Origin of the sequence: Campylobacter concisus (genome assembly GCF_902460895.1) — a bacterium.
Classification (GTDB): domain Bacteria; phylum Campylobacterota; class Campylobacteria; order Campylobacterales; family Campylobacteraceae; genus Campylobacter_A; species Campylobacter_A concisus_BC.
Window position 1 is genome coordinate 1 of the sequence record NZ_CABPVL010000003.1, and the last position, 19,272, is coordinate 19,272.

A 19,272-nucleotide genomic window follows, 5' to 3' on the forward strand; every position below is an offset into this window, starting at 1 on the left:
TTTTACAAATTTTAAAATTCCATTCACTCGCAAGAGTTGACTACCGATTTTAGGCCTCGCAAAGCTTGCCACTAAAATCAGAGCCGAAATTACTCGTTCATGGAATTTTAAAATTTGCCTGATGTTTATCTAGCTTGATAAATAAAATTTGTTAACTGCATGCAGTACACCAGCACCTTTGCATGCACCTCTAACGTGCGAGAGGATTTTACTCGGGCTTCGTCTCGTAACTGCAAGCAGACAGGGGATTGTTAAGGGAGAAGGAGCTTCTTTGCTTAGCAAGCTCGCAACTGCAAGCAGAACGTAATTCAAGCCTCTTCCCCCTTAACAAAGAAACAAAACTTTAAATTTTTAAAAAACTATTTTGCAAATTTTAAAACTTCATTCACTCGCAAGAGTTGGCTACTAAAATTTGGCTTCGCTTACAGCTTAGCTCAAATTTTAGAGCCAAAATTACTCGTTCATGAAATTTTAAAATTTGCCTGATATTCACCTGATTCGACAAAGTAAATTTACAATTTCTAAAATTTAAATTTCACTGAGCGGTAGGTCTGATCAAACCTAAATGTTAGTAGATTTTGCAGTATCCCAAAAAGCACCATGAAGGTGACAAAGCTGCTTCCGCCGTAGCTAAAAAACGGCAGCGGCACGCCCACAACCGGCGCAAAGCCGATCGTCATCGAGACATTTACCCCCACATAAACAAAGATGAGTGCGGCTATGCCAGTGGCGGTCACCTGCGTGAAATAATCATTCTTAAGCCCGTAGTTTAGGCTAAGTAAGTGCGTTATAAGCGCTCCATAAAGCCCCAGTAAAAGAAGCGCTCCGTAAAAGCCAAAACGCTCGATATTATAGGCAAAGATGAAGTCACTTGTGGCGATTGGCAAAAATTTAAAGTGCGTTTGCGTCGCCTCGTCCTTTGGTTTGCCTTTTAGCCCGCCACTGCCTATGGCGATGATGCTTTGCTTGACGTGATAGCTCGGCTCTTCAGCGATGAAGTCGTGGATCCTCTTTTTTTGATAATCATGCAAATTTTCATATAAAACTGGCGCCGAAAATCCTATGGCAAGGATGATGCAGATCCAAATTTTCTTATTTACGCCGATTACAAAAAGGATGGTGTAGCCAACTATCAAAAGTATGAGCGCGGTGCCAAGATCAGGCTCTTTCATGATGAGTGCAAATGGCAAAAGTATGTAAAAACTAAGTCTTAAAAAGTCTTTTAGCCCGTATCCATCGGCCTCTGGAGGGCGCTGCTTAACTAGATAAGCTAGCATCAGCAAAAAGGCTGGCTTCATGAGCTCTGAGGGCTGAAGTGTGAAGTGAACGAATGGAATTTCCAGCCAGCGCCTAGCTCCTAGCTTGCTAACGCCAAAGATATCAACGCTTAAAAGTAGCACGATGCAGACCCAGTAAAACATCGGGATGATCCAGTCGATGCGTCTAATAGGCAGCAAAAATGCGATGCAAAATGAGACAAATCCTATGCCAAAATATACAAGCTGTTTGTTTGCCAAAATGTCGTTTGCTTCGGAGACTAGGATGTATGAGATGGCTATGATTGGGATGATCAAAAACGGCTGAATAAAATCAAAATGTGTTAAAATACGCCGATCTAGTTTTATCAAGAAGCAAACCTTAATTTTTGGGCTAGATTATATCACAAACAAGGCTTTGATTTTGGTTAAATTTAATGTTTTAAATAGCTCAAGACTCGACGTTGCAGTGGCCAAAGAGCTTCAAATTTCACGTAATCAAGCTTTAAATTTGATAAAAGACTCCCTTGTAAGCGTAAATTTAAAACCTATCTCAAAACCAAGCTTTTTACTGAGCGAAAACGATGAAATTTGCGTAAATTTTGCCCCAAAAAAAGAGGTGCAAAACGAATACGAAGTAAATTTTGACATCCCTATCATCTATGAGGACGACGATCTTATAGTGCTAAACAAGCCCCCGCAAATCGTCGTTCACCAAGCCCCGAGCGTCAAAGAGGCGACACTTGTTGAGTGGCTAAATAAAAAGGGCTTTATGCTTTCAAATTTAAACGGTGACGTTAGAGCTGGCATCGTCCACCGCCTAGATAAAGGTACTAGCGGCGCTATCGTCGTTGCTAAAAACAACTTCGCCCACGCAAAACTTAGCGAGCAGCTAAGCGATAAGAGCATGGGGCGAATTTATCTAGCGCTCACCGATCTACCGCTAAAAGAGGACGTCATCATCGACAAGCCAATCGGCAGAAATCCAAACAACCGCCTAAAAAAAGCGATCGTTGAGGATGCTAAATTTGCAAAAAGCGCCTTTGTAAATTTGCTAAGCGAAGGCGGAGTAAATTTGATAGCGGCAAAGCTTTTTACAGGCAGGACGCATCAGATAAGAGTGCATCTTGCTAGCATAAATCGCCACATTTTAGGCGATGATTTATACGGATTTAAGAGCCAAGGCGATAAAATAAGCAGGGTTATGCTTCACGCTTATATGCTCTATTTTATCCATCCGCGAACTGGCAAAAGGGTAGAATTTACCGCAAAAACGTATGATGACTTTAACCAAATAATTTACAAAAAAATTCCCAAGGAGATTTTTGATGAAAAAATTTGCCCTACGCATATTGACACCATTTTTAGTAGCTTTCTTAGCGGGATGCGGCTCTAGCGTGCCGACTCAGCAAAGCACGTCACTACCAACTATTACAAGCTTAAAAACTATTTCAGATATGACAGAAGTTGGCTTCGAGTGGAACCCAGTGACCGATGAGAGTGTCGTTGGCTACTACCTTTACCGCTCAAATCCAAACGATGCAAACTCAAAAATGCAACTAGTTGCAAACATAAAAGACCGCTTTGCTACGCACTACGTGGATCGCGACCTAGCTCCAGAGACCACTTACTCATATCAGATGAGAACCTACTCAAGCAACGCCATCTCTCAACCAGGTGCGATCGCAACTGCGACAACTAAGCCACTGCTTGACTCTGTGCCATTTGCGCAAGCTATCACTGGGCTTCCAGGCCGTGTAAAAGTGATCTGGAGACCACATCCTGATAGCACAGTAGCAAGCTACATCATCCAAAGAAGCGATGCAGGAGCTAATAAATTTAGCCAAGTAGCAGAGGTAAATGGCAGACTAAACGCCGAGTATATCGATACTGAGGTAAAACCTGGCAGGTCTTATGAGTATAGGATCTTAGTTAAAACTTCTTCTGGCGTCATCTCAAAACCAAGCCAAAACATAAGCGCCACAACAAAGGAGTTACCCTAAATCAGTAACAAACGTCCAAGCGACCAAAAATGCTCCAAAAAAGATCATCTTAACGTGGGATTACGCGCCGGCTGAGGATTTTGCTTATTTTAAGGTTTATAGAACCACAAGTAAAATTTTGCCTTATACATACCTAGCAAAAACGACTAGCAACACCTATGAGGACCTCATAAATACAAATGCAGCGACAAGGTATTATAGAGTCACAGCAGTTGATAAAGACGGTCTTGAGAGCTTGAAGCAAGAAGAGCCGATCGTTGGTAGCACACTTGGCGCACCAAAAACTCCAAGCATAAGTGCTAGCTACGATGGCAGCGGCGTAAATGTAAGCTGGAATGCAGTTGATAGAGCTAGCTCATATACAGTTTATAGAAGTGGTGCTAGCGAGAAAGTCTTTAGTGGTATAAGTGATACTGGGCTTAGAGATGACAGCGTCCAAAAAGGAGCTAGCTACTCTTACAGCGTTGTAGCAGTCGATGAGTACGGCATCGCTTCTGATAAGTCATCAAAAGCAGAAGTTAGCATAAAATAATGCCAAATTTCATCGCTTCATCCTTAAAAGAGCTCTCGTTTCCATTTGGTAACGACAAGATCAAATTTCTTTGGCAGGCAAATGGCCGAAACGAGAGGCTCATCTACACAAAAAATGAAGATGAAGGCTTTTTTCTAGTCGTAAAGCCTGGTAAAACTGGCACCGTCGTAAAGGGAGAAAAACTTACTAAGCCTGCTAAAGTGGGCCTTTTGCAAGAGGCTCTTGAGCTTTTTAAAGAGCAAAGTTGTAACGGTATCATCAGCCAAGCATTTGCCGTGAAAAAGACAAATTTAACCAAAAAAGTGAGTGAAATTTTAAGCCTTGAAGAGTTTGCGCCAGCATTTAGCGAGCTAAAAGATAAATTTGAAGAGATATTTATCGAGATAGGCTTTGGCTCTGGCAGGCACTTGCTCTATCAGGCTAAAAACAATCCAAAAGCCCTAGTTATCGGCATCGAAGTCTATAAGCCAAGCATCGAGCAAGTAGCAAAGCTAGCTAGGGCAAATGCCCTAGAAAACGTGCGGCTGATAAATACCGACGCAAGGCTCTTACTCTCACTTGTTGGATCAAATTTGGTTGATAGAGTATTTTTACACTTTCCAGTGCCGTGGGACAAGGCTGAGCATAGACGCGTGGTCTCATCGGCGTTTGCGCTTGAGTGTGAGAGGATACTAAAAGTTGGCGGTAAATTTGAGCTACGGACTGATAGCAAGGAGTATTGCGACTTTAGTTTGAGTAAATTTTTAGAGCCTACAAACTCAAAGATCGAAGCTTTTAAAAATAGAAATTTAGAAGTAACTAGCAAGTATGAAGACCGCTGGAGATGCCAAGATAAGGATATTTACGATGTTATTTATACTTGTGAGGCAAAAAGCGATGAGAGCGTTTTGACTGGGGATTTTAGCTTTAAAGAAAAGACAAGCGTAAAAAATATCATTAAAAATTTTAAAAATTTCATCATAAAAAAAGAGGATCATTTTTTACATTTTGAAGAAATTTATACTATAAACGAGAGTGAAATTTTGCTAAAAGTCGCCTTTGGAGCGTTTAATAAACCAGAGCAATGTTTCATCAAAATAAGCGATGAAAAAAGCGAATATTTTATAAAAAAACCGATCTTAATACGTGAAAATTTAGCAGCACACGAGCTTTTGAAGGAGTATTTGGCTGATGCAAGAGATAATTAGCGCAAGAAATTTAAGCCTAGCTTATGAGCGCAACGAGGTTGTGATCAATAGCGTAAATTTAGACATCTACGCAAATGACTTTGTCTTTATCACAGGCAAGAGCGGAAGCGGAAAGAGCACGCTTTTAAAGTCATTTTACGGAGAAATTTCACCACTTGCAGGTGAGCTAAATGTCTGCATGACGCAAATGGACGATATCGATGACAAAAGACTTTGCGAGCTTAGGCAGCGAGTTGGCATTATATTTCAAAACTACCGCTTGATAAATGAGTGGAATGTCGAAAAAAACGTCATGCTGCCACTCATCATCAAAGGCGTCAATCAAAATGTGAGCAAAAAGCAGGTAGCTAAGCTTTTAAAACATGTAAATATGCTTCACAAAGCCGATAAATACCCTCGCGAGCTAAGTGGTGGCGAGCAGCAAAGAGTTGCCATGGCAAGAGCACTCGCGCACAATCCAAATTTGCTTTTATGCGACGAGCCAACGGGAAATTTAGACGAATACTCAAGCGACGTCATCTGGTCGCTTCTAAAATCAGCCAGAGAATTTCTAGGCACAAGCGTGGTCGTGGTGACGCATCACATCCCATCAACACTTCGCATCCCATACCGCCACTTCGTCATAGAAAATGGAGGCGTGCATGAGATCGCTTAAAAACCATCTTGGATTTATCCTGCCGTTAATCGCGCTTTTATTTTCAGTGCAGTTTAGCCTCACCGCGGACAAGATCGTAAGAGAGTATGAGAGGCTTATGGGAAATGACTACAACATCGTGGTAGTCTCAAACAAAGAGCTAAGCGAGCCAGTGCTAAAGCCAGTGGTTAGCACGCTAGCAAGTGTCGAGCCACTAAGCCCGCAAAAGATCATCGACCGCCTATCAAACGACATCTCGGCTAAAAATTTATCCATCCTACAAAATGCCTTGCCTAAATTTTACTCGCTAAGACTTAGCGAATTTCCATCGCCAGAGTATATGGAGGAGATAAAACAAAAGCTTTTGAAATTTGATGGCATAAGCAAGGTCGAGACATTTTCAAAGACCCATGACAAGGTCTTTAAGATGTTAAATTTAGCTAAAAGCATATCTTATGCATTTATGGCGATACTTTGTGTCGTTGGGCTTATGCTTATGCTTAAACAGACTAAAATTTGGCTATTTGAGCATAGAGAGCGCATTGAAATAATGACACTTTTTGGCGCGCCATTTTGGCTAAAATCAGCCATGCTATATAAATCAGCCATGGTTGATAGCATAGTTGCGACCATTGTTGTTGGCGCGTTTTTCTTTTTCTTGCCTAGTATTGAAATTTTTAGAGAAAATGCCGCAAGCATCGATGTAGTCTTGCCTAGCCTCGATCTTTCAAGAGATATTTTTATCTTATTTGGCGTGGCTGTGGTTTTAAGCATTTTTGCTGTTAGTTTAGTGATGAGTAAGGCTAGAAAAAGCACGATATGAAAAAAGGAATTTTTACACTTTTGCTAGCTTTTAGTCTAGCTTTTGCATCAAATACTAAAGAGAAGATAAAAGACTCCAAAAACTCGCTAAGATCGACGCAGGCTATGAGCGAGCAGCTTAGCAAAAAGCTAGATGACTTGGCTGGCGATATCGTAAATGGCGAGAAAAAACTGCGCGGCATAAGCGGCGATATCACAAATTTAAAAGGTCAAATTTCAGTTCTTGAGACAAATGCTTCAAAAGCGCTTCTTGAGCTTGATGATCTAACAAAGCAAAACAAAGAGCTAGAGCGCACCCAAAAAGAGCTAGAGCAAAATATGATAAGGATCATCGCAGAAGATCTCTCATTTGATCTCATGATGTCAGCAAGCGAGGGCAAACAAAGCGAAGAGAGCATCATCTCGTCGCAAATTTTAACCAAGCTAAATGCCATAGCAAAAGAGGACTTTAAAAGACTTAGCGAAAACTACGAAGATACGATAGAAAAGATAAAAAACAAATCAAGTAAGATAAACGAGATAAACTCAAGCATAAAAAACTATAGGCGCAAGCAAAATGATCTACAAAGCCTAGAGAGCACGCAGAAAAATACAATAAACGGGCTAAAACGAGATAAAGAAATTTACAGCAAAAAGCTAGCCAAGCTTCAAGCCCAACAAGATGAGCTAAGAAAGACACTTGAGCAGCTTGCTATTATGCAAAAGCAAGAGGATGAAGCAGCACGTGCAGCTAGAGAAAAGCAAGAAAGAGCAGCTAGCAAAGGTGGCAAAAAGGGCGAAAAGAGCCAGCCAATGGGTGGGGGCTATCAGACAAGCTCGGTTAAAAGATACTCAGGTGCAAGGACGATCGCTCCGCTTGATAGCTACTCTGTAAAGCAAAAATTTGGCAACTACGTAGATCCGATATATAACATCAAAATTTTCAACGAATCAGTCATACTTCGCTCAAGCACGCCAGATGCGAAGGTTAAAAGCGTGCTAAATGGCAAGGTCGTCTTTGCAAAAGCAACTCCGATGCTTGAAAATGTCGTCATCATCGAAAACGAAAACGGCATCCACACGATCTACGCCCACCTAAGCCAGATCGCGCCAACTGTAAAGGTCGGCTCAGTCGTGCAAAAAGGCTATGTTATAGGTAGGGTAAGGAACGATCTAACCTTTGAAGTAACGCAAAGAAACTACCATATCGACCCGCTTGAAATGATCTCAAAATAGTCACTTTGTAAGCGTTATTAGCTAAATTTAAAGCCTTTTTGGCTAAAATGCGTGAATTTCAAGGAGCATGACAATGAGTAAGAGAAAACGCGTATTGGTCAAATTTTCAGGCGAGGCCTTGGCTGGGGAAAATGGTTTTGGTATAGACACAGCTGTACTTAAATTTATAGCAAGCGAGATAAAAGAGCTCATCGACAATGGAATCGAAGTTGGCATCGTCATCGGCGGTGGTAACATAGTGCGCGGCGTGAGTGCTGCAAAAGACGGTATCATCAAACGAACGAGCGGCGATCACATGGGCATGCTAGCAACCGTTATCAACTCGATCGCGATGCGTGAAGCGCTTGAGAGAAGCGGGCTTGAAGTAAGAGTGCAAAGCGCGATCAAGATGGAAGCGATCTGTGAGACGTTTATCGTGGGACGTGCGCAGCGTCATTTAGAAAAGGGCAGAGTTGTTATCTTTGCAGCAGGCACGGGCAATCCATTCTTCACAACAGACACCGCAGCCACGCTAAGAGCTATCGAGATCGGCTCAGATATGATCATAAAAGCGACAAAAGTTGATGGCGTTTTTGACAAAGACCCAAAAAAATTCAAGGATGCAAAACTTTTAAAATCACTAAACTATGAAAAGGCGATGAGCGATGATATCAAGGTTATGGACGATACTGCCATAGCTTTGGCAAAGGACAACGCACTGCCGATCTTAGTTTGTAATATGTTTAAGGCTGGAAATTTATTAAAAATAATAAATGAAGAAGAAGCAGCCCTATACTCAGTTGTAAAATAAATTTCAAAAAGGATAAAAATGAGAACAGAACAAATCACAGCAAGAGCACTAAAACAAGTAGGAGATGACAGATATAAGCTTTCACTTATCGTTGCAAAGCGCGCAGAAGCGCTAGCAAATGGTGCAATAGCTTTAGTCGATGCTGATACTTCAAAGATGAAATTTGCCGACATCGCACTACTTGAAGTGGCTGAGGGCAAAATAGGCTTAGAGGCAATAGTTGAAGGAAAATAGTCTTTTTTTAGAGCAGTTGATAGAGCAAATTTTAGCTTGTAAAAACGTTTCTGAAGCGATAAAACTGTTCTTTTCTCTTTGTGAGAGAAGTGAAATTTTAGACAAAGCCGTAGATAGCTGCGTCACATCTCACGCTGGACAATACCGCAAAAGTGGCGAACCATACGCCATCCACCCCATCTTAGTAGCCTCTATCGTAGCAAATATGGGCGGCGATGAGAGCATGGTCATAGCTGCACTTCTTCATGATGTGGTCGAAGATACCGATGTAACGTTAGGTGAGCTTCAGGCTGAATTTGGCGATGAGGTGGCAAAGCTGGTTGAGGGGCTTACAAAGATAGTTGCCATTAGAGAAAACAAGCTCGCAAGCTCAGATAGCAACGAAAAACTTGCAAGCTCGGCGCTAACTTTTAGAAAGATGCTCTTAATCTCCATAGAAGACGTGAGAGTCCTTGTCGTAAAGCTTTGCGACAGACTTCACAACATGCTAACTCTTGAAGCGCTAAGGCCTGAAAAGCAAAAACGCATAGCCGAAGAGACGCTTATGGTCTATGCTCCGATCGCTCATAGGCTGGGAATTTCATCGATCAAAAACATGCTTGAAGATCTAAGCTTTAAGTATGCGATGCCAGAAGAATACGCAAAGATCGATAGCTACCTAAACAAAAACAAGCAGCAGCTTAGCTTAAAGCTAAATGCTTTTCATGAAAAGGTAAGTCAAATTTTGCTTGAAAATGGCTTTATCGAGGGCACCTTTGAGATACAAAAACGCATAAAACACTACTACTCGATCTATCTAAAGATGCAAAGAAAGGGCATTTCTATCGAAGAGGTGCTTGACTTGCTTGCCATTAGGATCATCGTGCAAAAGCCGCTTGATTGCTACCTGGCACTTGGAAATTTGCATATAAATTTTAACCCTCTCATCTCAAGATTTAAAGACTATATCGCACTTCCAAAGCAAAATGGCTATCAAACGATACACACAACCATTTTTGATAACAAGAGCATTTTTGAGGCGCAAGTTCGCACTTATGATATGCATAAAACCGCTGAATACGGTGTCGCCGCGCACTGGAAATATAAAAACGGCGAGGGCAGCCTCTTAAATCCAAAGCTTGACTGGCTAAATGACATCAGTATGCAAAATAGCGAGAATGAGAGCAATGTCGAAGAGCTCTATGAATACGCAAAAGATAGCCTTTATATCGAAGATATCGCAGTTTATTCTCCAAAGGGAGAGGTCTTTACATTGCCACGTGGTGCTACGGCGCTTGATTATGCTTATGAGATTCACTCAGAGATCGGACTTTACGCAAAAGAAGCTTATATAAACCGCGTTAGGATGCCGCTTCTAACAGAGCTAAAAAATGGCGATATCGTTAGGATAGTAACTGGTGAAGAGGCTAAATTTCGCTGTTCATGGATAAACAGCGTGCGAACAGGCAAGGCAAAGGCGACGATAAGGTCATTTTGTAAGCAAAAGATAAGAGATATAAACTACAAAATGGCGATAGATATCTTAAAATCAGTATTTAATGTCTCAAAAGATAGAATTTTAGAGTGGGTAGAGAGCGAAAATTTAGGCAAAAAGGTCTTTCGCGCGGCAACTGATAGCGAGTATCTGCAAGAAGTGGCAAATATGCTTAAAAAATACATCAGAAAAGAGCGTCCATTTATGATCTCTTTGGGCGACAAATACCAGATCAAAAAGCAAAAATTTGAAAACATAGTGATCTACTCAAACCACAAAATTTCAAATGTCGAGTTTGATTATTGTTGCAATCCAAAAAGGGGCGATAGCATAGTTGGCTTTAAAAATGGTCACACCGTGACAGTGCATCACAAGCTTTGCGAGCGCGCTGGTAAGCTCATGGATAAAGGCGATGAGATCATCTTTGTCAAATGGACGAGAAATGCCCCACATAGGTATAAAATTTTATTAAATTTAGAAAACAGAAAAGGTGCGTTGGCTGAATTTTTAACATATCTTGCTAGACTTGATATAAATTTAGCTACAATCTCGCTAAACGAAGCAAATGATCTTAGCGGAGATACGTTTGAAATAAGCGTCGAAATAGCAGAAAACATCGATGCAAACGAGATCAAAGAGAAGATTAAGGATAGATATAAGATTATTGATTTTGTTTCGCAAAGCGACCCATATCATAATTAGGAGAGAAAAATGGTTCAAGATATAGACGATATTTTACAAGAGATAAACCGCGGCGTTGCCGAGGTGATCGATGCTGAGAGAGTTGAAAATTTAGTTAAAAATTATTATGAAAAAGGCGAAAATTTCTACGTAAAAGCAGGCTTTGACCCAACAGCTCCAGACCTTCACCTAGGTCACACAGTCGTTTTAAACAAGATGGCTTTGCTTCAAAAACATGGCGCAATCGTGCAGTTTTTGATAGGCGATTTTACCGCTCAAATAGGCGATCCAACAGGCAAGTCAGCCACTAGAAAAAAACTAGATCAAGAGACTGTTTTAAAAAATGCCAAAACCTACGAAGAGCAAGTTTTTAAAATTTTAGATCCAAAAAAAACCGTGATCATGTTTAACTCAAAATGGTCAAATGAGCTAGGAGCTGCTGGGATGATCGAGCTAACTAGCACATTTTCAGTAGCTAGGATGCTAGAGCGAGATGACTTTGAAAAGAGGATAAAAGCGGGCAATCCTATATCAATCTCAGAGTTTATGTATCCGCTTCTTCAAGGCTACGATAGCGTTGCTATGAAGTGCGACATCGAGATGGGTGGCACAGATCAGAAATTTAACCTTCTAATGGGCAGAACCTTACAGCGAACATATAATATCGGCAAAGAGCAAGCTGTCATCATGATGCCACTTCTTGAGGGGCTTGATGGCGTAAATAAGATGAGCAAGAGCCTTGGCAACTACATAGGCGTAACTGAAAATGCAAATGATATGTTTGCAAAAACGCTTAGCATAAGTGACGAGCTTATGTGGCGCTGGTACGAGCTACTAAGCACAAAAACACTTGGCGAGATAGAAGAGCTGATGAATGACGTAAATAGTGGCAAATATCATCCAAAAAAGGCAAAAGAGGATCTTGCTTATGAGATAACAGCGAGGTATCACGGCGAGGAGGCGGCAAAGGCTGCTATGGCTGAATTTAACAGCGTTCATTCGCAAAATCAGCTCCCAACTGATATGAAAGAATTTAGCTTAAAAGCGCCGATCTGGATAGTTGAAGCCTTATCTCAGTGCGGGCTAAGTGAGTCAAACTCTCAAGCAAGGCGAGATATAAAAGCAAACGCAGTTAGCGTCAATCAAGAAAAAATTAGTGATGAGCAGTTAAAATTAGGAGCAGGCGAGTATATCTTGCAGGTTGGTAAGCGTAAATTTGCGAAGATAAAGGTTGAATAAATGGAGTTAAAGCCGTTAAAAATAGGTAAATACGAGATAAAATACCCGATATTTCAAGGCGGTATGGGGCTTGGCATCAGCTGGGACAAACTAGCTGGCAATGTGAGCTTAGAAGGCGGTCTTGGCATAATTAGCTCAGTTGGCACAGGCTACTATGAAAACCGCAAATTTATAGATAAAGAGCTAAACGCAAAGCCTTTTGGAAGTGAGAATTTCTACTCTACAAGAGGCCTTCGAGCTGTAATAGAAAATGCACGTAAAATTTGTGGCGACTTGCCACTTGGCGTAAATATAATGTATGCTGCAAACGACTACGCAAGGGTGGTTAAGGATGCTTGCGAGGCTGGTATAAATATAATAGTCTCTGGTGCAGGTTTGCCTACAAATCTACCTGAATTTACACAAAATTTTAAAGAGATAGCACTTGTGCCGATCGTCTCGAGCGCAAAAGCTCTAAAGATCATCTGTAAGCGCTGGCTACAAAGATATGAGCGCTTACCAGATGCTGTCGTGCTTGAAGGACCGCTAAGTGGCGGACATCAAGGCTTTACATACGAGCAGTGCCTTGATCCTGAGTTTTCACTATTTAACCTTATCCCGCAAGTCAAAGCTGAGATCAAAGAGTGGGGCGACTTTCCGCTCATCGCAGCTGGTGGAATTTGGGATAAAAACGACATCGAAAAGGCGATATCGCTAGGCGCAGACGGCGTTCAGATGGGCACACGCTTCATCGGCACTCACGAGTGCGACGCAGATATTGGCTTTAAAGAGGTTTTGCTAGCGGCTGAAGAGAAAGACATCGAGCTTATAAAGAGCCCAGTTGGCTATCCAGCTCGCGGGATAAGAACAAATTTGATAAATTTAGTTGATAAAAGAATGGGTCCAAAGATCCAGTGTATAAGCAACTGTGTAAGCCCTTGCCAAAGAGGCAAAGAGGCAAAGCAGGTGGGATACTGCATCGCAGATAGGCTATTTGACGCATATAGCGGCAAAAAGGAGAGCGGGCTATTTTTCACGGGAGCAAACGGCTACAAACTAAAAGAGCTAATAAGCGTAAAAGAGCTAATGCATAAGCTGGTACATGGTGAATGAAACGGGTTTTAATATCTCTTTTTCTAGCATTTAGCTTTCTCTTTGCAGCGACAAATTCGGAGACTTTTGCCAAATTTGATAGAAATTTTATGGCTCTAAATAGAAGCGCTAAGATCAAGCTTCACAACGATATAAAAAATATCTATGTCGATGCGATCATTAAAAACGACAAAAACACGAAAAAGCAGGCACTTACTAGGCTAATAACAAGCTCAAAGGTGCTTGGCTTTGACTCAAGCGCATATATAAGAGACCTAAATGCGATAAACGGCGTAAAAGGTGCCAGCACGCCAGCGGTTTCGCCAGCTTTAACGCTACTAAGTGCCACAAAGGTAAATGACACCTTGGTGCTTAAATTTAATACAAAGCTAGATACCGCAAGGCTAAAAACATCGTTTGCCAAACAGCAAAATGCCTACAAAAATATCATGGACATCGATGGTAGGCTAAATGGTAACCCACTAACTTATAAAAATTTCATCTCAGACTACATCCACATCTCTCAGTATGATAAAAACACCGTCAGGATCATCTTTTCTGACAAGGTGCAAAAGACAATAAAGGCAAATGCGACTGGGGACTTGCTAATAATCAGCGCTCAAAATTTCATCTCAAATGAAAACGTAAGAGCGCCGCTTCATAAGCTTAAAAATAAAAATGAAAAGCCAGCACAAAGCGCAGTAGAGCCAAATTTAAAGTCTGAGCCAGCACAAAGTGAGCCAGTAGAAGAGCCTTTGCCTCCAGTTGCTGCGGGTAAATTTTCACGCAACAAAACGATCGTCATCGACCCAGGGCATGGCGGCACAGACCCTGGCGCAGTAAATGGCAGTTTAAAAGAAAAAACAGCCGTTTTGGGTGTAGCTAAAAAGCTTGGCGAGATACTAAAATCTCGTGGCTACAAGGTCTATTTCACCAGATCAACTGACGTTTTTATAAATTTAAGATCAAGAACGAAATTTGCAAACGACAAGATGGCTGACCTCTTTGTCTCTATCCACGCAAACGCCGCTCCAAACGCTGCTAAAGCAAAGAGCATGCACGGCATCGAAACCTTTTTCTTATCGCCTGCAAGGAGCGAGCGCAGCAAAAACGCAGCCGCACTTGAAAACAAATCAGACATCGAAGAGATGAACTATTTTTCTCAGCAAACTTTTCTAAACGTGCTAAACCGCGAGAAGATCATCGCCTCAAACAAGCTTGGTATCGACATCCAAAAAGAAATTTTAGCAAGTGCTAGAAAGGTCTATGCAGCTAGCGACGGCAGCGTACGAGAGGCGCCATTTTGGGTGCTCGTGGGCGCTCTTATGCCGGCAGTTCTTGTCGAGATCGGATATATCACACATCCAGTCGAGGGCGAAAAACTCCTTAACGAGGCCTATCAAAAAGCCCTTGCAAACGGCATCGCAAACGGCATAGATGGATATTTTGCAAAAAATAGATGAAAAATGCAAATTTAAGCTTTAAAGGACAAATTCCACTTAACGAAGAGTTTGGCGACATCTACTTTAACACCGACAAGCCTTGGCTTGAGAGCGAATTTGTCTTTGCAAGCGCACTTGATGAAATTTGGCAGAGCAAAGATAGCTTTATAGTCGCTGAGACTGGCTTTGGCGCTGGGCTAAATTTCTTCACACTTTGTAAGAAATTTAAAAATAACTCCAAAAAGCTTCACTTTGTTAGCATCGAAAAAAGTCCTATCAAAAAAGAAGATCTTTTAAAAATTTATGAAAATTTAGGCATTTTTAAAGCTTATGCTAAAAAGCTAGTTTCGCTCTATCCGCCGCTAATCTCAGGCATACACCGCATAAATTTTGCTCCAAATATCACCCTTGATCTTTGTTACGGCGAGGCTGATCAAATTTTGCCTGAGCTTGAATTTAGCGCTGATATCTGGTTTTTAGACGGCTTTGCCCCAAGTAAAAATGGCTCGATCTGGAGCGAGGATGTCTTTAAGCAGATCGCAAGGCTAAGCAGGGTTGGCACCATAGCTAGAACTTACTCGTGCGCAAAAATGGTGAAAGTTGGGCTAAAAAATGCTGGCTTTTTGCTGAGTCTAAAAGAGGGCTACGCTAGAAAACGCCAGATGAGTAGCGCCGTGCTAGAGAAAAAGGATGAAAATTTAAAGGACGCTTGGTTTGCTAGGTGCGAGCCAGTTGCCAGCGTAAAAGGCAAAACAGCGCTTGTGATAGGAGCAGGAGTGGCTGGGCTTGCAACAGCTAGCGAGCTAGCTAAAAATGGCTTTAAAGTGGTGATCGCCGAGGCAAAGAGTGAAGTCGCGACAAATGGCTCAGGTAACCACTGCGGTGCCTTGATGCCGCTAGTTACGAAGCCTGGGGTAAATTTAGGCCGCATGCACATAAATGCGTTTTTACAAGCAGTGAGATTTTACAAGGCAAATTTGCCAAAAAGCCTTATTAAATTTAATGGCTGTATCGACTATGCGTTTGATGATGAGCTGGTGAAGAGATACGCATCGTGGCAGGATCAAAGCGCAGAGGATGTTTTTAAATTTGATGAGAGTTTAAAGCCATATCCTGGGATATTTATAAAAGAGGCAGCATACGCTAGGCCAAAAGAAATTTGCAAATTTCTATCAAGTAACTTTGAAATTTTATTTAACCACGAGTATGAGAGCAGGGCGCACCTGCAAAATGGCAAGATAAGCGTTAAATTTAAAAATAAAAAAAGCTTGGAGGCTGATATCTTGATCTTTTGCACCGGCAGCAAGAGTAGTGAAATTTTTAAAGGCTACGACATGCAAATAAGCAGTGTCCGCGGCCAAGTTACGCACCTAAAGCCAGTTTTAAAAAATACAATGCCGCTAAGCGCAAAAGGCTACATCTGCCCAGCAGTCAAAGGGGTGCAAGTCATCGGCGCAACCTACGCTAGAAATGAAATTTGCGACACGCCTAAAGCTGAGGATAACGCTAAAAATTTAAGCGACGTGAGCGAGTTTTTTGACACGTTAAAAGCAACCATCATCGGCTCACGTGTGGGATATAGAAGTTATAGCGGAGATAGGTTTCCGATAATCGGCGCCTTGCACGATGAGGAGTTTTACAAGCAAAACTACAAAGGGCTATTTTGGAGTAAAAATAAAGATAATAATCCAAAAGCAAGCCACGAAAAAAATGTCTTTGTAAATTTCGCTCACGGATCACGTGGCCTTGGCACGGCGATACTTGGAGCAAATTTGATAGCTGATCTTGTGCTTGCCCGCCCACTTTGCATAGAGAGATCGCTATTTTTTGAGCTTCATCCTGCTAGATTTTTGATAAGAAAGTTAAAAAAAGGACTAAAATAGTCAAATTCCTTAACATATGTTAAGAACTGTTATCAAAACTTACATTATAATCCTCCACAAAAAAAGGATAAAAAAATGAGTCAAATTTATAATCTCGATAAAGATACAAAGATAGTTGAAAAAAGCGTCGTTAGCAAAAGGCTCTTTCAAAACAAAAACGAAAGCATCGATATATACGCATTTGACGAGGGCGAGGAGCTTGATCACGAGATGCTTTTTATAGACAGCCTTGCCTTCGTCATTGACGGCGAAGCGCAGCTTGAATATGGCGAAAAGCAGATGAGGCTTGGACGCGACGAAGCCTGCCTTATCGAGGCAAAAACTTGGCGAAAGCTCAAATTTACAAAGAAGACAAAATATTTACTAATAGATTTTAAGGAGAATGTTATGATAGATCATTTAGACAAGGCGAGTGTTTTTAGCCTCGCAGATGCCGTTAGCTACGAGAGTGGCAAGATAGTTAGCAAGACGCTTGTCAAAAACGAAAATGGCTCGATGTCACTACTTAGTTTTGACAAAGACCAAGAGCTCTCAACCCACGCTGCCCCTGGCGATGCGCTACTTATCGCGCTTGATGGCGAGCTTGATTTAAAGATAGCTGATGAGAGTTTTCATCTAGTAAAAGGCGATAGTATCGTGCTTCCAGGTAAGATCCCACACGGCCTAAAAGTGAAAGACAAATTCAAAATGCTTCTAATCGTCACAAAAGACAAAATGTAAAATAAGCCCTATTTTAGGGCTTCTCTCTTTTATAAATCACATTAAATTTACCCTTAATAACCCAAAAAGCAAAGTCATAATATAATCCCTTTAAAATTTAAAGAAGAGCTATGAAAAAAGAAAATTCCAAACTATTTTTACTACTATTTTTGGGCGCGCTTTCAGCATTTGGCCCATTTGTCACAGACCTTTACCTGCCAGCACTGCCAGCCATAACTGAGTGGTTTGGCACAAGCGTTTCAGCAACCCAGCTAACCCTTACAACCTCGATGGCAGGCCTTGCGATAGGTCAGCTAATAGTTGGCCCAATCAGCGATAAATTTGGGCGAAAAACACCACTTACCATCTCACTCATCATCTACACGATAAGCACGATTTTTATATTTTTTGCGCAAAATATCCAGTTTTTTATCTTTATGCGCATCATCCAAGGGCTTGCAAGTGCGGGCAGTCTGGTTATCTCAAGAGCCGTTGTGAGCGACCTTTACAAGGGTCACGAGATGACTAAATTTTTTAGTCTTATGATGGTTGTAAATGGTCTTGCGCCGATATTTTCGCCCATAGGCGGCAGCTTGCTACTTAAATTTACTGACTGGCGCGGCATCTTTATGGCGCTAACGATCATCGGCATTTTGCTATTTATCGCAAATTTTTACTTCAAAGAGAGCCTAAGCCCTGCTAACCGCCTAAAAGTGCCTTTGCTTCAGACCTACAGCGTCTTTGGCAAAATTTTAAGAAAAAAGAAATTTATGCTATTTATCGCGATCCAGACATTTACGATGGCTGCGATGTTTGCCTATATCGCGGCATCTTCTTTTATCTTACAAGAGTTTTACCTGCTAAGCCCAGTAAGTTATAGCTTTTGCTTTGCCGCAAATGGCCTAGCCATCGTTATAGGTGCTAGGCTTGCAAGCTTGCTAAACGAGCGAAAAGCATTAAAAACTGGGCTTTTTGGCACCTTGCTTGCTAGCATTTTTATAGCGTTTATGCTTTGCTTTAAATTTGAAGTGATCGGCGTTATCATCGCATTTTTCTTGCTTTTGCTCTTTACTGGCTTTATCTTACCAACGGCCTCATCACTCGCGATGAATGAGGGCAGAGAGTACGCGGGCTCAGCCTCAGCTGTGCTTGGATTTTGCCCATTTTTCTTAGGTGGCATCATCTCGCCACTAGTTGGTCTTGGTGACATTTTTTACTCGACTTCAATAGCTATTTTAGCTTGCAGCGTGCTTGCCTTTATCTCATTTTTAGGGCTAAAAAGAGTTGCGTAAAATTTATCTTGTTTCAAACACAAAAACGGCTGATGAGAGCGTTGTAAATTTAAGCGTTAGCAAGATAGAGTTTTTGAAATTTGAGATAAATTTAAGCGAATTTGACGCGCTTGTGGCAACTTCAAAAAACGCTTTTAAGGCTTTAAAATTTAATGGCATTTCGCCTATAAATTTACCAGTTTTTGCTATCGCAAATAGTTGCGCAACATCTGCAAGAGAGTTTGGTTTTAGTGAAATTTACACTGGGCAAAACGCACATGGAGATGACTTTGCAAGAGAAATTTTGCCACTTTTAAAGGGCAAAAAGGTTCTTTATCTAAAAGGCAAAGATAGCGCTTCAAATTTCTTAGAAATTTTACAAAAGGGTGGCGTAAATATAAAGGCGGTCATCGCTTATGAAAATGTCTTAAATCCTTGCAAAATGGAGCTAAAACCGCCAAAAAATAGCATTTTGATCTTCTCATCTCCGATAAATGTGAGAAATTTTCTAACTAATTTTGGCTGGGACGAGAGCTACCAGACGATAAGCATCGGAAAGATTACTGCAAAAGAGCTAAAATTTAGCACGCCACTTGTTAGTCAAAGTCAAGATATAAACGCTTGTATCGCACTTGCCAAAACGTTACTTTAAGCAAAGAATTTATATAATTTTATTGCCTGAGTGAAGCGAGTCAGCATTTTACGGGGTCCAACACTTTTTTGTTAGCGAAAAGGTATGGGTGCCTTGCGATGTGGCTTCGTTTGAGCCTTAAACAGCGAGAAGTTGCAACCTTTTGGTATCCATCTATTTGCAAGATTGGCTTTGTTTATGGGCCACT

18 protein-coding genes are annotated in these 19,272 nt (G+C 41.3%); 17 read left to right on the forward strand and 1 reads right to left on the reverse strand.

Going from position 1 to position 19,272, the window contains the following annotated elements; all coding sequences use genetic code 11:
- Positions 1-521: 521 nt before the first annotated feature.
- The gene (locus tag F3G98_RS05850) at positions 522-1,628 is read right to left on the reverse strand and encodes an FtsW/RodA/SpoVE family cell cycle protein (RefSeq protein WP_021087985.1); all 1,107 of its coding nucleotides are present in this window, start codon (positions 1,626-1,628) and stop codon (positions 522-524) included.
- A 52-nt stretch (positions 1,629-1,680) separates the two neighbouring features.
- On the opposite strand from F3G98_RS05850, the gene F3G98_RS05855 reads away from it, so the two are divergent.
- The 17 genes from F3G98_RS05855 to F3G98_RS05935 all read left to right on the forward strand — a co-directional run bounded on the left by F3G98_RS05855 (position 1,681) and on the right by F3G98_RS05935 (position 19,085).
- Complete coding sequence (locus F3G98_RS05855; RefSeq protein WP_103639231.1) at positions 1,681-2,652, forward strand: RluA family pseudouridine synthase; 972 nt, start codon at positions 1,681-1,683, stop codon at positions 2,650-2,652.
- Complete coding sequence (locus F3G98_RS05860; RefSeq protein ID WP_180385121.1) at positions 2,585-3,259, forward strand: fibronectin type III domain-containing protein; 675 nt, start codon at positions 2,585-2,587, stop codon at positions 3,257-3,259. Before F3G98_RS05855 ends, F3G98_RS05860 begins: the two co-directional genes overlap by 68 nt.
- A gap of 118 nt (positions 3,260-3,377) precedes the next feature.
- Entirely contained in the window at positions 3,378-3,791 is a 414-nt protein-coding gene (locus F3G98_RS05865; RefSeq protein WP_087581575.1) for a fibronectin type III domain-containing protein, read from the forward strand.
- Positions 3,791-4,978, forward strand: coding sequence for a tRNA (guanosine(46)-N7)-methyltransferase TrmB (gene trmB, locus F3G98_RS05870; protein ID WP_103608236.1), 1,188 nt, complete (start codon positions 3,791-3,793; stop codon positions 4,976-4,978). Before F3G98_RS05865 ends, trmB begins: the two co-directional genes overlap by 1 nt.
- Positions 4,962-5,633 carry a cell division ATP-binding protein FtsE gene (locus tag F3G98_RS05875; protein ID WP_004317228.1) on the forward strand — a complete coding sequence of 224 codons (672 nt, stop codon included), beginning with the start codon at positions 4,962-4,964 and terminating at the stop codon, positions 5,631-5,633. Before trmB ends, F3G98_RS05875 begins: the two co-directional genes overlap by 17 nt.
- Positions 5,620-6,435 (forward strand): cell division protein FtsX, encoded by an 816-nt coding sequence (locus F3G98_RS05880; RefSeq protein ID WP_004317184.1) that lies wholly within the window; start codon positions 5,620-5,622, stop codon positions 6,433-6,435. Before F3G98_RS05875 ends, F3G98_RS05880 begins: the two co-directional genes overlap by 14 nt.
- A complete protein-coding gene (locus F3G98_RS05885; protein ID WP_021088579.1) occupies positions 6,432-7,649 on the forward strand; it encodes a murein hydrolase activator EnvC family protein in 1,218 nt (405 codons plus the stop codon). The genes F3G98_RS05880 and F3G98_RS05885 overlap by 4 nt, the downstream gene beginning before the upstream one ends.
- 73 nt (positions 7,650-7,722) lie before the next feature.
- The gene (pyrH, locus tag F3G98_RS05890) at positions 7,723-8,439 is read left to right on the forward strand and encodes a UMP kinase (RefSeq protein ID WP_103596963.1); all 717 of its coding nucleotides are present in this window, start codon (positions 7,723-7,725) and stop codon (positions 8,437-8,439) included.
- 18 nt (positions 8,440-8,457) lie between these two features.
- On the forward strand, positions 8,458-8,673 hold the full coding sequence (locus tag F3G98_RS05895; RefSeq protein WP_004317259.1) for a DNA-directed RNA polymerase subunit omega: 216 nt from the start codon (positions 8,458-8,460) through the stop codon (positions 8,671-8,673).
- Positions 8,660-10,849: a RelA/SpoT family protein gene (locus F3G98_RS05900; RefSeq protein WP_103608238.1), complete on the forward strand. Its 2,190-nt coding sequence runs from the start codon at positions 8,660-8,662 to the stop codon at positions 10,847-10,849. The genes F3G98_RS05895 and F3G98_RS05900 overlap by 14 nt, the downstream gene beginning before the upstream one ends.
- A 9-nt stretch (positions 10,850-10,858) precedes the next feature.
- Entirely contained in the window at positions 10,859-12,067 is a 1,209-nt protein-coding gene (gene tyrS, locus F3G98_RS05905; protein ID WP_149725880.1) for a tyrosine--tRNA ligase, read from the forward strand.
- A complete protein-coding gene (locus tag F3G98_RS05910; RefSeq protein WP_021092139.1) occupies positions 12,068-13,159 on the forward strand; it encodes a nitronate monooxygenase in 1,092 nt (363 codons plus the stop codon).
- On the forward strand, positions 13,156-14,601 hold the full coding sequence (locus F3G98_RS05915; protein WP_103608239.1) for an N-acetylmuramoyl-L-alanine amidase family protein: 1,446 nt from the start codon (positions 13,156-13,158) through the stop codon (positions 14,599-14,601). The genes F3G98_RS05910 and F3G98_RS05915 overlap by 4 nt, the downstream gene beginning before the upstream one ends.
- A complete protein-coding gene (mnmC, locus tag F3G98_RS05920) occupies positions 14,598-16,463 on the forward strand; it encodes a bifunctional tRNA (5-methylaminomethyl-2-thiouridine)(34)-methyltransferase MnmC2/FAD-dependent 5-carboxymethylaminomethyl-2-thiouridine(34) oxidoreductase MnmC1 (protein WP_103608240.1) in 1,866 nt (621 codons plus the stop codon). The genes F3G98_RS05915 and mnmC overlap by 4 nt, the downstream gene beginning before the upstream one ends.
- 75 nt (positions 16,464-16,538) lie before the next feature.
- Positions 16,539-17,183 carry a cupin domain-containing protein gene (locus tag F3G98_RS05925; protein ID WP_103608241.1) on the forward strand — a complete coding sequence of 215 codons (645 nt, stop codon included), beginning with the start codon at positions 16,539-16,541 and terminating at the stop codon, positions 17,181-17,183.
- A gap of 110 nt (positions 17,184-17,293) precedes the next feature.
- On the forward strand, positions 17,294-18,454 hold the full coding sequence (locus F3G98_RS05930) for a multidrug effflux MFS transporter (protein WP_103581888.1): 1,161 nt from the start codon (positions 17,294-17,296) through the stop codon (positions 18,452-18,454).
- Positions 18,447-19,085: a uroporphyrinogen-III synthase gene (locus F3G98_RS05935; protein ID WP_103608242.1), complete on the forward strand. Its 639-nt coding sequence runs from the start codon at positions 18,447-18,449 to the stop codon at positions 19,083-19,085. The genes F3G98_RS05930 and F3G98_RS05935 overlap by 8 nt, the downstream gene beginning before the upstream one ends.
- The last annotated feature ends 187 nt before the right edge of the window (positions 19,086-19,272 follow it).